This is a genomic window from Sedimentitalea todarodis (assembly GCF_032595355.1).
Classification (GTDB): Bacteria; Pseudomonadota; Alphaproteobacteria; order Rhodobacterales; family Rhodobacteraceae; genus Sedimentitalea; species Sedimentitalea todarodis.
In genome coordinates, this window is record NZ_JASMWN010000001.1 from 379,828 (window position 1) to 393,627 (window position 13,800).

Sequence of the window (13,800 nt, forward strand, 5' to 3'; positions counted from 1 at the left end):
ACCCTTGAATGTTCTTGATTGGCCTGGAACGGCCCCGGGGCTCGTGCCCCGGGACCGATCTCATGTCAGGAGCGACGCTCTTGCGTATATATGTCGATCAGCGCGTCGTATGACGTCACCACATCGTAGTTGAGCGAGCGGGACATCTCGTCGGCGAGACTATCCATCTGGATTGCGTCCAGCTCTTCTTCGTCGAACTTGGCCATGACCTCGTCGGTGCCCATCTGGCTGACCGGGTTGTAGGTGCCTTCGGTAAAGGCGACCGCCTTGGAGATCTCCGGGTCCTGCACGAATTCCAGGAAATCCTCGGCCAGATTGCTTGGGTCGGGGTTGTTCACCGCCGACGTCAGTTCGACCCAGACAACACCGCCCTTGCCATCGACAGGGCCGGAGTTGGGGGTGATACCACGGATTTGCGTGGCCCCATCATAGCGCGCCGGAGACGCGGTATAGGTGCCGCCGGTAAAGTAGGCGTCAATCTCGCCATTGATGAGCGCCGTGTTCATCGCCACCAGATCGTCCGTCATGAGCTTTGAGCCGCCAAAGATCGTCTTGGCCACCTCGCGGAACTTCTCGACATCGGCGCCTTCGACGGGGGCAAACGGGTTCAGTCCGGCGGTCAGGCACATGTGGATGACGTTCCAGTTGTCATAGGTCAGAACGCCGAACCGGTCCTTCATCGCCGGATCAAGGAACAGGTTCCAGCCCTGATCCTCGGCCATTTCGCGGCTGATCTTGTCGGTGTTCACCACAAAGCTGAACGGGCCATAGCGCTGTGGCATGCCGATCAGTTCACCATCCTCCGCATATGACAGCGGGTAGTCCTTGAACTCCGGCAGCATCTTGTCGAAGTAGGGAACGAACCGGTCCTTGTTCAGCGGTTTGATCAATCCCTCGGGATAAAGCTGATCACGCGCCCAGGGCTGGTTCACGTTGATCAGGTCCCAAACGGTGGTTTCACCGGCGCGCAGCTTGTTGATCATGTCAGGATCCGAGGTGCCGCTCTCGGCGCGTACCGTGGCACTGGGATTGGCATTGCGGAACGGCCCAAGAACTTCGTCCGAGTTGTAGCCTTCCCAGCACAGAATATTCATCCGGTCATCGGCCGCGAATGCCGGGCTGAGCGGTCCTGCGGCGGCCACGCCGGCAAGGGCGGCGGTGCGGCTGACAAATTGCCGTCTGTTCAGTGTTGAAGTCATGTGGTGTACCTCCTGTCGCTTCTGAAATTGGGGATCATCCCCGGTCCTGTTGCGCCCTGTTCATGCAGAGCGGCCTTTGATTTTCTTTAGTGTTTCGGTAATTCTGTCACTTGCGATCTTCATCTCTGCGGGCGTGCCGGACATGAAGATCCGGCCCGTCGCCCCCATCATCTGCACATTGTTGATCGTGGCACCGGGTGCGGCCTTTTCAGCCTCGTTGGCGGCCACGCAGGCAAACAATGCGGGGGCCATCTCGTAGATGAGCAGCGCCAACCCCGGTATCAGGATCGAGCCATCGCGCGAGCGGTTCAGGATGATCGCATGTTGATCCGACAGATCCTCGATGATGTCATGGTACAGGATCTGTGGCGCGAGCTGATCACTGGCCTTGGCCCCGATCCCCTTCAGAATGGCTTTGCCCGCTGCGTCCAGATCGGCCATATCATCGGCATGCAGCTCCAGGAGACCAAACTGGCGTTCGGTATAGAGAATACCCGGTTCCATATCCGGCGCTGCCTTTAGGGCCAGGTCGGTAATGCGGTGGATGCTGAGCGCCGGGGCCACCTCGATAATCAGCGAATTCTGCCCGCGAAACGGTGGATAGGCGCGCGCGCGTGTGGGCGAGGACAGCCAGGCCGCAAATTGCGGCTGCAAGTCCTCGATCGGCAGATAGACCCGTAGTTCTGTCATATCCTGCACGCTTCCCAAACGCCTGAGGATTTCATCACTTTACAGCCGCTGCCGAAAAATGCTCGCCCAAATCCGCGTGTGGACGTGGAATGACATGCACGGCCGTCACTTCGCCGACCTGGCTGGCCGCTTCGGCCCCGGCTTCGGTCGCCGCCTTGACGGCGCCAACGTCGCCTTTGACGACGACCGACACCAGCCCTCCGCCCACTTCATTGCGGGCAACGATTTCGACATTCGCCGCCTTGACCATGGCATCCGCGGCAGACAGTGCCGGGACGTAGCCCTTTGTTTCGATCATTCCGATTGCCTGATTGGCCATGAGAGTCTTCCTTCATGATTACTTGCGGGTTTTCTTCGGTATTTCTTCGTCGATGGAGCCGATAATCAGCGCGTCAATCGGCGCGGTTCTGCCGGTGAAATAGGCGGCGGCGACCGATCCTTGGGTGATGAGCACCGCTTCGCCCGTGTTGCAGCCCAACGGGTCAAAGGCGACAAGATGCCCACCGTCGTTGGTTTCCACCTCGAGCAGGGCACCGCCCGGCATTGAGTCCACGCGGCGCGAGGACCAGATCTTGCCAATAACACGACCTCTTATCATGCCTTACTCCTTTCGATCCGTATGCCCCTGCGTCGCGCCTCGTCGCGCGCCAGTGGGGTAAGGCAGGACCGTTTGCCGATCCGCAGGAGCCGCACGCCACTGACTGCGGCGATGTCGCGCTCGGAGATGAGTGCCTTGTCCAGAACGTCGGCCGGGCCTTTGGCGGGGCCGGAAACGATTGCCTCGTCGGCCTGCCATCTGGCCAATTCGAACCTCAACCCTCCGCTTGCCACCTGTGCCGCAAAGACAGGGTCTGCTGCACGGGCAACCAAATCCTGCGCAAACCGGGTGAGGTCCGCACCGTTCGAGATACGTACTCTTTCGCACGTCGGCGCGGAGGAACCCGTCTCGGCTTTGAGCGCAGCAAACTCCTCGCGCAAGATGGCGCGAATTTCGTCTCGCAGGCTCGACATTATTCTGCCCCAGCATCACGGAGCGCGCCTTCGGCCGCGTTTCTGGCATTGCGCACGTCAGCCTCGGTCCCGGCAAGATAGAGCCGCCCGCTCGCCCCGATCATGCGCATGTCGATCAATTTCACATCTGCCTCTTTTTCAGCCTCGTTGCAGGCCAGGATGGCGTAGGCTGCGGATTGGCATTCCAGAAGGTAGATGCTGTCGCCACCCAGAACCATGGAGCCGAGCTTGTTGCGGTTCATCAGGAATGCATGCTGGTCATCCACGTTCGTCACCAGTTTGGACGCGAGGATCCTGGGAGGGGCCACATCGGCCATCGTCTTTCCCAATGCCTCCAGGATCGCCGCGGCACCGGAATGCACTTCTGCGGTGGAGTGTGAATGAAACTGAAGCGTTCCAAACTGACGCTCCACCACCAACAGCCCCGCGCGCACGTCGGCGCTCTTGAGAACCTGGTCGGTCAGCGCTTCGACATCCATACCGGGCGCGATTTCGACAATCTGCGCGGCCATCCGCAGCCGGGGAAGCGTGCCGCGCATCCATGTCGAAACATAGGCCAGCGTTTGCGGCTGCAGTTGGTCGATGAAGATCGACGCGCGCAGGTCGGGCATCACGCGTCTCCTTTCAGGCTTCGCAGCTCTTCCAGGATCAATTGCCGCAATTCATCCCGGCTCACCGGGCTGGCCGTGTCCGCTTGCCGGGCAACCGGAGTCGTCGGCTGTGCGGTGGGCCGTTCGGTCGACACTGCCCGGAGGTCGATCTTGTCCAGATCGGCCGGCGCATCCTTGCCATGGGCAATGCGCGTCCACTGGACCAAATGCTGAGGCCCGACATTTTCACCCACCGAAGACCGCCCGGCGAAACCCGTCCCGATTGTGAAGGACGGTGGCAGGTAGGTATCGAACCCCGCCGCACCTTGCGAACAGGGCACGTTCACGACCACACGATACACCGGCATCGCCTGCGAGAACGCGACGAGGCGTGTGGTATCATCACCGTGAAACGCTGCCGAATGGCCAGCCCCCCGGCGCATCGTATGCTTGGCAAAGGTCACCGCCTGCTGATAATCCACCGCCGAGGTCAGCGTCAGGACCGGGCACAGCTTTTCGCGGAACAGCAGATCGTCCTGACCCGGCGTTGCCACCACGGGAACAAGGATCCTGGTTGACGGGCCAACCCGAATGCCGGCCCGCTCCGCAACCCATTGCGCACTCTTGCCGAGCGCTTCGAGGTTGAAGCTGTCATTCGGGAAGAGGTAGTCGCGCAACCGGTCGGTATCGACCTCGTTGCAGACATGCGCCCCGGCAGAGCGCAGGGCGCGCTCCATGTTGCCTCGGTTGCTGTCAAGCGTCAGCACCACGCTCTCACTGGTGCAGAGTATGGAATTGTCAAAGCTCTTGCTGTTCACCAGACATGTCGCGGCTGCATCCACCTTGGCCGAAGGATCCACATAGGCCACTGCATTGCCGGGGCCGACACCCAGGGCCGGGTTGCCCGATGAATAGGCCGCGCGCACCATGGCCGTGCCGCCCGTGGCGATGATCACGTTGATCCGGTCAGACGACATGATGTCCTGCACCAGCGGCACCGACGGCTCCTCGACACATTGGATCAGCCCGGCGGGCGCACCGGCAGCTTCTGCGGCTTGCGCCAGATGCTCCGCCGCCCGGGCAGAGACGTGCCTGGCCGCCGGATGAGGGCTGAGGACAATGGCATTCCGACTCAGCACCGCCAGCATCGCCTTGTAATAGACCGTCGCCACCGGGTTGGTCGCCGGAGCGAGCGCAAAGACCACACCCGCCGGTTTCGGAAGCTCGACGATCTTGCGCTCCGCATCCACGCGCGGCGTGACAAGATCCATGTCGCGGTAAAACTCCAACAACTCGTAAGTGCACAGCCGGTTCTTGAGCGTCTTGTGCTCAACCACGCCATAACCGGTTTCCGAAACGGCCAGTTCGGCGAATTCCCCGGCCTTTTCATGGCCTGCCTTTGCCACCGCCTCGGCAATGGCCAGCACGGCGTCGCGACTGAAGCTCTTGTAGTATCGCGCCGCCCATGCCGCACGCCCCACCTTCATCCGGGCGCTCGACAGGGCACGGTCCGGGACAGCAAGACGCGGCGCGTCGTACATCATGTGCTCGCTCATGCTGCGCGCCGCCCTGATTTGAGCAACTGCCGCGCGCGGGGCATGGCTGCATCAAACCGGTCCATGATTTCCTGGCAGGTGTCCACATCCAGAACCACGCCGGGCTTGAATTGCAACACGCGCTTGTCCAGCGATGAGAAGATCGCCCAGACGCCGTTTTCATACAGTGCCCGGCTGACGGCGACCGCCCCTTCGGGATGGTCGAACTCCAGCCCCAGGACAACGCCGCGCTGACGTACCCCGACAAAGATATCGGAATGGCGTGCCATCATTTCCTGCATGCTTTGGGCGAAGTATTCGGAGACGAATTGCACGTTCGAGATGACTTCGGGCCGTTGCAGCATCTCGATGACATGATGCCCCACCAGGCAGCCCAGTTCAGCCCCGCCCGACGTGGAGATATGCGCGGCCCCATCCTCGATCAGCCACTGGCCGCATTCTTCGGTGACAAGGCAGGCGCTGATCGGGTAGATGCCGCCACCCAGACCCTTGCCGCAGACAAAAATGTCTGGTTGCAGCCCGTAGCCCTGCCAGCCCCACATCACGCCCGTGCGCATCAAACCTGTCTGCACTTCGTCGGAAATGAACTTGGCACCGTATTTGCGGCACAGATCCTGACAGGTCTTGAGATAGCCATCGTCGGGCATGGGAAACCCATAGGTGGCCGGGATTGTCTCGATGATGAAGGCCGCGACGTCGCCCCCCCTGAGCACCCGCTCCAGAGCGTCGGCATCGTTGAACGGCACCTGGATGAATTCATCGGGTTTGTCGGACAGGAAAATCTTGGAAAACCGTTCGTCACCCGTGGCCACCGACAGGCCGGAATGGCCGTGATAGCCCTTGATGATCGACACGATCTTTCTGCGCTTGGTGGCGTAGCGCGCGGTCTTGAGCGCGATTTCCACCGCCTCAGCGCCACCGGCACCGAAAATGGCATATTTCGTATGGGGTGCCGTTTTCACGAGTTGTTCGGCAAAGGCCGCCCGTGCCACCGATGGAAACCAGTGATTGCCCATATCAAAGTAATCAAGCCCGGATTTCAACACATCGACCAGTTCAGGATGGCGATGCCCGAAATTGTAGGTGCCCCCGTTGAGGTGCAGGTCGATCAGCCGCTTGCCCGACATGTCATAAAGGAAATAGCCCTCGCGCCGGTCGATCACCATCGGCGTGCCGGCCTCGGTCCAGAAGTTGACCTTGCCGGGATTCCAATATTCCGCCGCCTTCTGCAGCAGCGCCTCCTTGGAGTCGAAGGAAAAATATCCGTAGTTGAACACGCGATTCCCCTTTGAAGTTGCACAAAAACTATCAGATGATCTTTGACTTACAACATTTTTTGCATGATGTTGGTCAAAACCTTTAGATTTTCGACAAAATCGCCGTACTATTGGGCAGTGGCCGACACACCGGAACCTTGGATGTCAAAGAAAACCCGACGACATGAGCGCATCTTGAGTGTGCTGGATGCGAATCCCTCGATCCGGGTCAAAGAGCTCGCCGACGAGCTGGGCGTATCCTCGGAAACCGTGCGTCGCGACCTGACAGAATTGGACAACACCGGACGGATTGCCCGTACCTACGGCGGTGCAGTGCGTACCAAAGCTTTTGAACCGGCGCTTGCCGAGAGATTGAAACTGCATATCGCACAGCGCGAAGCCATCGCGCGGCTGGCGGTCGAGCGTGCCGGCACTGCCAGCAGCCTGTTCATCGGCGGTGGCGCCACGACGCTGCATTTCGCCCGTGCGCTGCGCCAGACCAGCCGCCGACTGACCGTCTTGACCCCTGCCTTCAGCATCGCGACCGAACTGTCTACCAACCCGATGATCGAGGTGATGGCGCTGCCCGGCATTGTCGAGCCGAAGGAGGGGGTTGTTTATGGCGGTGAAACGCTGAAATGTATTGCCCAGTTTCGAACACCTCTTGCAGTGATCGGCGCATCGGGTGTGGATGCGGACGGAGTCAGTGAAGCATTGCTCAACGTGGCACAGGTCTATTCGGCAATGGTCAGGCATTCAGATGAAACGCTTGTCCTCGCCGACAGCTCGAAATTCGGGGTCCGGTCGCTGCAACAGGTCGTAGGTCTTGAGCGGAACGTGTGCTTGGTCACGCAAAAGGAACCGGAACCTGCCTTGCAGGCCGCTATTCGGCAACGTGGAGCAGAACTGCTCTATGACACATCCCGGTCGGAGAGCCGGCCATGACATTGCCAAAGGAGCACAGATCATGAGCCAGAGCATGGGAGCAAACCGCTGGAAGCGTTTTGATGACTGGGATGATCGTGCCTTGCGGCTGGACACATTCGCGATCGAAGACCCCGAGAATGGATTCTCGGCCTTTCACGGAGCGGCGGACCCCAAACCGGACCTTGGGATCAAGGGTAAAAGGGTGACGTCTATGGATGGTGTCGCGGCAGAGGATTTCGACCTGATCGACGCCTTCATCGCGACCTACCATATCGACCCGGACATCGCCGAAGAGGCGATGGCGATCCCGTCAAACCAATTGGCCCGAATGCTGGTGGACATGAATGTCCCACGGACCGAGCTCACGCGCCTTGCCCGTGGTCTGACCCCGGCAAAGCTGGCCGAAACCGTGGCCCAGATGAACGCCATGGAAATCGCATTTGCCTATTCCAAGATGCGCGCGCGCCAGACGCCGGGCAACCAGGCGCATGTGACCAATGCCAAGGACGATCCGCTGCAACTGGCTGCGGATGCCGCGATCGCGGTCGCCCTTGGCTTTGACGAGATCGAAACCACCATGCGTGTTGCCCGCAATTCCTGGTCCAATGCTCTGGCCTGCTGTGTCGGCTCCGCTGTAGGGCGGTCGGGCACGCTCTTTCAATGCTCAAGCGAAGAAGCCGAAGAACTTGAAATCGGCATGGCGGGCTTCACGTCCTACGCCGAGACCGTCTCGGTCTATGGCACCGAAAGCGCCTTTGTCGATGGCGATGACACACCGTGGTCCAAGGCCTGGCTGGCGGCGGCCTATGCCTCGCGCGGGATCAAGATGCGCTGCACCTCGGGCGCGGCAGCCGAGTTGCTGATGGGCTTTCATGAATCGAAATCTCTGCTCTATCTCGAAGCGCGATGCCTGTGCCTGCAACGCGGCATGGGATCGCAAGGCACACAGAATGGTGGCATTGACGGCGCTCCGCTGGCCTCTTCGATTCCCGGTGGCGTTCGCGAAATCATGGCCGAGAATCTCGTGGCCGTCTGGCTTGATCTGGAATGCGCCTCGGGTAATGACGCGCGGCATTCAGAGTCCGATATGCGGGTGGCGGCCAAGGTTCTGCCCTTTCTGATCGGTGGATCCGACCTGATCTGCTCGGGCTTTGGCAGTATTCTGAAATACGACAATTCGTTTAACCCGTCTTCGTTCAATGGCGAAGAACTCGAGGAATTTCTGGTGCTTCAACGGGATTTCGAGGCCGACGGCGGGTTGACCGCGGTGGAAGATGCGCGGGCGCTGGAACTCCGGCGGCGCGCGATCGACGCCCTTTCCTTCGTGCTCAGGGATCTCGGACTTGCCGAGGCAACCGAGATCATGAAACGGTCGGTCGCCGTGGCCTCGGGATCAAACGACACAGAGAGCTTTGCCCCGCGCGATGTGGCGCTGATCAGTGACAAGATCCAGGGCAACGGGGTGGATGTGCTGGATGTCATCCGTTCGCTGCATCGCGGAGGGTTCAAGGCGGAGGCCGAGAACCTGCTGTTCCTCGTCAAGCTGCGGGTGTCGGGCGATTATCTTCAGACCTCGGCCATCGTGCGTGACGGGCGGGTGATCAGTGCGATCAATGATCCGAATGAATATGACGGGCCCGGCTCCGGATATCGCCTGACCGACAAACGGCGCGAAGAACTGGCCGCGATCCGCAATGTGCTCAACCGCGAGGAAGTGTTGCGTGCCGAAGCCGCCAGCGAAATGGGCGAGGCCAAGGCCATACGCTATCAGTCGATGGGTCCGGCCACGCCCGGTACTGCAAAAAACCAAATCGTCGTGGGGGTCAGCCCGGGCTTCGGGACAAAGATTTTCCGCACCCTCGCCGGACACCGGCTGAGTGCGGTTCTGAAGGCGTTGAAATCAGGGATCGAACGCGGCGGAGGGACGATGCGCCTGGTCCGGTTCTGGCATACCGCGGATACTTCCTTTCTGGGCCTGAGTGCTGCGCGCCTGTCCGGCTCGGGCGTGGGGATCGGCCTGCAATCCAAAGGGACGGCCGTTGTTCACCAGAAGGATCGCCTTCCTCACAACAATCTCGAACTTTTCTCGAATGCCCCGGTCACCACGCTGGAGCATTACGAAAAGATGGGTTTCAACGCCACATGCTATGCTGGCAATGAACTGCCCGAACCGGTGGTCGTCCCCACGCGCGGCGAGGCCCTGGGGGCCAGGTTCCACGCCCGCGTCGCCCTGACCTATGCGATTGAAACCGCGTTGACAGAAGACGACGCCTCACCGGAGGATCTTGAACTTGCCTTCCTGGAGCCAGGACCATGACGGATGAACTAGACGCCAAGGACTACCCCATTGCACAAACGCGTCCCGAGCGGGTCCTGGGCCGCCGTGGCAAACCTCTGGACAGCCTGACGCTGGACGCGGTCATCGACGGCGACGTCGAGATGGAGGATCTGCGCATTACACCGCAAGCCTTGTTGCAGCAGGCCCAGATTGCCAAATCGGTCGGCCGCGCTGCATTGGCGGGGAATCTGGAGCGCGCGGCCGAGATGACGGAGATCCCACAGGCCGAAGTGATGCGTATCTACGAGTTGTTGCGTCCCGGTCGCTCTGCTTCGAGTGACGAGCTGCGCGACGCCGCACACCAGATCAGATCGCGCTACAACGCAACACTGCTCGCGGATTTCATAGAAGAAGCAGCAGCGTTCTACGACAAGCGCGGGCTCTTTCGAAAGCGCTACTGAGCCTGATGCCATTTTCGGCCAGGCAGTCCAACTGATTTCCTGTCCGCTCAGGCGTGCAAGGCAACGGGCCTCTGTTGGCAATGTGTCGGCCGCATAACATGCAGCGTTGCATCGGGAATTCCCGAGGATCAGCGCCAACTCACCTCCAGAAGGTCTCAGCTTGCCCGCTTGATCCCCATGACCCGCGCGCGGGCGCGAGGATCGGAATCAAACAGCGCGGCAAGCTGTTCTGTCATGGCACCGGCCAGTTGTTCGACATCGGTAATCGTCACGGCGCGTTCATAGTATCGCGTGACGTCATGGCCAATGCCGATGGCCAAGAGTTCCACTGCCTTGCGCCGCTCGACCATTTCGATCACATCGCGCAGGTGCTTTTCCAGATAGCTGGCGGGGTTCACCGACAGGGTGGAATCATCGACAGGGGCGCCGTCTGAAATCACCATCAGGATCTTGCGCGCCTCGCGCCGGTTTACCATGCGCCGGTGCGCCCATTCCAGCGCTTCGCCGTCGATATTTTCCTTGAGCAGGCCCTCTTTCATCATCAGGCCCAGATTGTCGCGCGAGCGCCGCCACGGGGCATCCGCACGCTTGTAGATGATGTGGCGCAGATCGTTCAGGCGACCGGGTTGCTGCGGGCGGCCATCATTCAGCCATGCCTCGCGCGCCAGCCCGCCTTTCCACGCCCGCGTGGTAAAGCCCAGGATCTCGACCTTGACGTTACAACGTTCCAGCGTGCGCGCCAAAACGTCGGCGCAGATCGCGGCAATTGAAATCGGTCGGCCCCGCATCGACCCGGAATTGTCCAGGAGGAGCGTCACGATGGTATCGCGGAATTCGGTGTCTTTCTCGACCTTGAAACTCAACGGCGTGGTCGGGTTCGCCACCACGCGCGCCAAACGCCCGGCGTCCAGAATGCCTTCTTCGCGGTCAAATTCCCAACTGCGATTCTGTTGAGCCTGCAGGCGGCGCTGCAACTTGTTTGCCAGCCGCGATACGGCCCCCTTCAGCGGTTCAAGCTGCTGATCCAGATAGGCGCGCAACCGTTCCAGTTCGACCGGCTCGGCCAGATCTTCGGCGGCGATTTCCTCGTCATGATCGGTCTTGTAGACCTTGTAATCGGGGTCTGCGTCCGAGATCGGCTGCGGGGCAGGCGGCTCGAGCGGCGCTTCGCCGTCGGGCATCTCGGCATCCTCGGCCAGATCCTGATCAGCCAGATCATCAGAGCTGACTTGGGCCTGCGACTGGTCCTGCTGATCGTCCTGCGTCTGCTCCGGGTCGGCATCGGCATTGTCGTCGTCATCATCCTGACCGGTGCTGTCGGGGTCCTGATCCTCCTCGGCATCTTCCTCGGCCTGGTCGTCCTGATCCTCGTCCTCGCTGTCCGGGTCTTCGCCAAGCTGATCGCCATATCCCAGGTCGGCAATCACCTTGCGTGCAAACTTGGCAAAACCGGTTTGATCGGCCAGCTGTTCCTGCAGGTCTTCGAGCGTGCCGCCCGCCTGATCCTCGATGAACCCGCGCCACAGGTCCATGACGTTCTGCGCCCCACGCGGCATGCCCCGACCGGTGGCAAGGTGACGGATCAGATAGCCCGCTGCCACAGCAAGCGGCGCCTCGGATGCCTGGGTGATCTGATCATAGCCCCGGCGCAACGCATCATTGCCGATCTTGGCATCGATATTGCCGGCGGTGCCCGGCATGTCGCGCGCGCCCATCGCTTCGCAGCGGGCCGTTTCCATCGACTCGTAGAGTTCGCGCGCCATGTCACCCGGTGGCGCATAGCGCGCATGGGTGGCGTTGTTGTGATACTTGCGGTTCAGGGCCAGCGCATCTGCGGTGCCCCGTGCCAGCATCACCTCGTCGCGTGTCATTCGGCGGCTGACTTGCGGCAGGCGCATCGCATCGCCCGACAGTCCGGACGGATCAACCGTGTAGCTGATCGACAGTTCGGGATCGTCGGCCATCACCTTGGTCGCCTCGGCCAGCGCCTTCTTGAACGGATCGGCTGGGTTGTCGGATTTGATGGCCATTGCGATGCTCGACAGTCTCAGGGTTAGCGTTGCGCGCCGGGTGTATCCCACGCATGATAATCTGCTCCGATTGATGACGACCGTACAGGGGATACGGGGGAAACCGGTCCTGCGCGTTGTATATTGTGTTTACGCAAAGCGAAAGTACGTCTTGCAGATGGAGGCGACGATCGGCTCGCTCTGGCGCGTTCATCCCGAGGTGCACATCGAGATCCACACCACGTCGGACTGGGCACCGCGTCTCGCCCAACTCGATGCTATTATCCGGCTGCCGATCTATAATTGTCGTCTGCCGCTACGCCAGATTCGGCGTCGAAAGGGCGGATGGACCGACGTCCGGATTCACAAACAGCCCTCGCGCCCCGCCACCCGACCCTGCGAGCGGCGACGATCACAATGCCGTTTCCAGAGGACGCTGACGCCGTTCCTTATCCCAAGGCGGTGCTTGCGGCACTCTCAGGCAGTTCTTCATCAAAGCAACGCTGATAGAACTCGGCGACGGTCTGTCGTTCCAGTTCATCACATTTATTGAGGAAGGACAGGCGGAAGGCATAGCCGACATTGCGGAAGATCTCGGCGTTCTGGGCCCAGGTGATCACGGTCCGCGGGCTCATCACGGTGGAAAGATCGCCATTCATGAACGCGGTCCGGGTCAGATCGGCAACCGTCACCATCTGGCCGATCGTCTTGCGCCCGTCAGAGGTGTTGTAGTGCGGTGCCTTCGCAAGAACGATGGCGCTCTCGGCGTCATGGCTCAGGTAATTCAGCGTCGCCACCAGAGACCACCGGTCCATCTGTGCCTGGTTGATCTGCTGCGTACCGTGATACAGACCCGTGGTGTCGCCAAGGCCGACCGTGTTGGACGTCGCGAACAACCGGAAATAGGGGTTCGGCGTGATGATCTCGTTCTGATCCAGTAGCGTCAGTTTGCCGTCATGCTCCAGGACACGCTGGATCACGAACATGACGTCCGCGCGTCCCGCATCATATTCGTCAAAGACAATTGCGGTGGGATTGCGCAGTGCCCAGGGCAGGATTCCTTCGTGGAATTCCGTCACCTGCTTGCCATCGCGCAGCTTGATCGCGTCCTTGCCGATCAGGTCGATCCGGCTGATATGGCTGTCGAGGTTGACCCGAACCGTGGGCCAGTTCAATCGCGCCGCAACCTGTTCGATATGGGTCGACTTTCCGGTGCCGTGATAGCCTTGGATCATCACCCGCCGATTGTGCGAAAACCCGGCCAGGATCGCCAGGGTGGTATCCGGGTCGAATTTGTAGGTGGCATCGATTTCGGGCACTCGGTCGCTGCGATCGGCAAAACCCTTTATCGTCATCGGGGTATCGATCCCAAAAACATCCCGCACCGAAACGTCTTCGGTCGGTTTCGCATTCATCTCAATCGCGCCGTCCGCCATGCCCGTCGTCCTTATCCTCTGTCCCCCCGGCTGGGGGCTGAACCCGCGTGTGGTGCAACATTAAGCGGGCAAGGGCAAGGGGACGGGCGTTGAAATTCGATCCAACAGGGCACTGAGTTGGACGTTTCTAGAAATGGTGCAGACAGACATAGCGCAGCGGCCATCCACACAATCGGTTCGCCATGCATTGATTGATGGTCGGCACCGCGGGACGAAGCGGTCATTGCGACGCTTGACGCAACCCATAAAATGACTGATCTTGCCTAGGTGAGCTGGCCGTATTGGCATTCCGATCAGGACATTTGTGCCAGACATTACGGTATCGAATAGCGCAAGCAAAGACGCTTCCGGACAAGCGTCTCAGAATCAACTCACATCAAAAATCAT

General features: G+C 60.4%; 13 protein-coding genes. 3 read left to right on the forward strand and 10 right to left on the reverse strand.

What is annotated here, in order from left to right; all coding sequences use genetic code 11:
- Positions 1-65: 65 nt before the first annotated feature.
- From QO231_RS01820 to QO231_RS01855, 8 genes are read right to left on the reverse strand one after another with little or no spacing between them, the layout of a single operon-like run.
- Positions 66-1,199 (reverse strand): ABC transporter substrate-binding protein, encoded by a 1,134-nt coding sequence (locus tag QO231_RS01820; RefSeq protein WP_316772615.1) that lies wholly within the window; start codon positions 1,197-1,199, stop codon positions 66-68.
- A 60-nt stretch (positions 1,200-1,259) separates the two neighbouring features.
- The gene (locus tag QO231_RS01825) at positions 1,260-1,889 is read right to left on the reverse strand and encodes a hypothetical protein (protein WP_316772617.1); all 630 of its coding nucleotides are present in this window, start codon (positions 1,887-1,889) and stop codon (positions 1,260-1,262) included.
- A gap of 34 nt (positions 1,890-1,923) precedes the next feature.
- The gene (locus QO231_RS01830; RefSeq protein ID WP_316772619.1) at positions 1,924-2,208 is read right to left on the reverse strand and encodes a BMC domain-containing protein; all 285 of its coding nucleotides are present in this window, start codon (positions 2,206-2,208) and stop codon (positions 1,924-1,926) included.
- A gap of 18 nt (positions 2,209-2,226) precedes the next feature.
- Positions 2,227-2,487, reverse strand: a complete 261-nt coding sequence (locus tag QO231_RS01835; protein WP_316772620.1) for a EutN/CcmL family microcompartment protein — start codon at positions 2,485-2,487, stop codon at positions 2,227-2,229.
- Complete coding sequence (locus tag QO231_RS01840) at positions 2,484-2,900, reverse strand: hypothetical protein (protein ID WP_316772622.1); 417 nt, start codon at positions 2,898-2,900, stop codon at positions 2,484-2,486. Before QO231_RS01840 ends, QO231_RS01835 begins: the two co-directional genes overlap by 4 nt.
- Positions 2,900-3,511, reverse strand: a complete 612-nt coding sequence (locus tag QO231_RS01845; RefSeq protein ID WP_316772624.1) for a BMC domain-containing protein — start codon at positions 3,509-3,511, stop codon at positions 2,900-2,902. Before QO231_RS01845 ends, QO231_RS01840 begins: the two co-directional genes overlap by 1 nt.
- Positions 3,511-5,046: an aldehyde dehydrogenase family protein gene (locus QO231_RS01850; protein ID WP_316772626.1), complete on the reverse strand. Its 1,536-nt coding sequence runs from the start codon at positions 5,044-5,046 to the stop codon at positions 3,511-3,513. Before QO231_RS01850 ends, QO231_RS01845 begins: the two co-directional genes overlap by 1 nt.
- The gene (locus QO231_RS01855) at positions 5,043-6,323 is read right to left on the reverse strand and encodes a class-III pyridoxal-phosphate-dependent aminotransferase (RefSeq protein WP_316772627.1); all 1,281 of its coding nucleotides are present in this window, start codon (positions 6,321-6,323) and stop codon (positions 5,043-5,045) included. Before QO231_RS01855 ends, QO231_RS01850 begins: the two co-directional genes overlap by 4 nt.
- A 141-nt stretch (positions 6,324-6,464) precedes the next feature.
- Between QO231_RS01855 and QO231_RS01860 the strand changes: the two genes are divergently transcribed.
- Genes QO231_RS01860 through QO231_RS01870 form a run of 3 tightly spaced genes read left to right on the forward strand, consistent with a single transcriptional unit; the run spans position 6,465 to position 9,968 of the window.
- Positions 6,465-7,247 carry a DeoR/GlpR family DNA-binding transcription regulator gene (locus QO231_RS01860; RefSeq protein ID WP_316772628.1) on the forward strand — a complete coding sequence of 261 codons (783 nt, stop codon included), beginning with the start codon at positions 6,465-6,467 and terminating at the stop codon, positions 7,245-7,247.
- A 22-nt stretch (positions 7,248-7,269) separates the two neighbouring features.
- Entirely contained in the window at positions 7,270-9,546 is a 2,277-nt protein-coding gene (locus QO231_RS01865) for a propanediol/glycerol family dehydratase large subunit (RefSeq protein WP_316772629.1), read from the forward strand.
- Positions 9,543-9,968, forward strand: coding sequence for a diol dehydratase small subunit (locus QO231_RS01870; RefSeq protein ID WP_316772630.1), 426 nt, complete (start codon positions 9,543-9,545; stop codon positions 9,966-9,968). Before QO231_RS01865 ends, QO231_RS01870 begins: the two co-directional genes overlap by 4 nt.
- A 155-nt stretch (positions 9,969-10,123) precedes the next feature.
- Here the strand turns inward: QO231_RS01870 and cobT are convergent, their stop codons facing one another.
- Both cobT and cobS read right to left on the reverse strand, forming a co-directional pair.
- Positions 10,124-11,998 (reverse strand): cobaltochelatase subunit CobT, encoded by a 1,875-nt coding sequence (gene cobT, locus QO231_RS01875; protein ID WP_316772631.1) that lies wholly within the window; start codon positions 11,996-11,998, stop codon positions 10,124-10,126.
- 428 nt (positions 11,999-12,426) lie between these two features.
- A complete protein-coding gene (gene cobS, locus QO231_RS01880) occupies positions 12,427-13,413 on the reverse strand; it encodes a cobaltochelatase subunit CobS (protein ID WP_316772633.1) in 987 nt (328 codons plus the stop codon).
- Positions 13,414-13,800 lie beyond the last annotated feature (387 nt).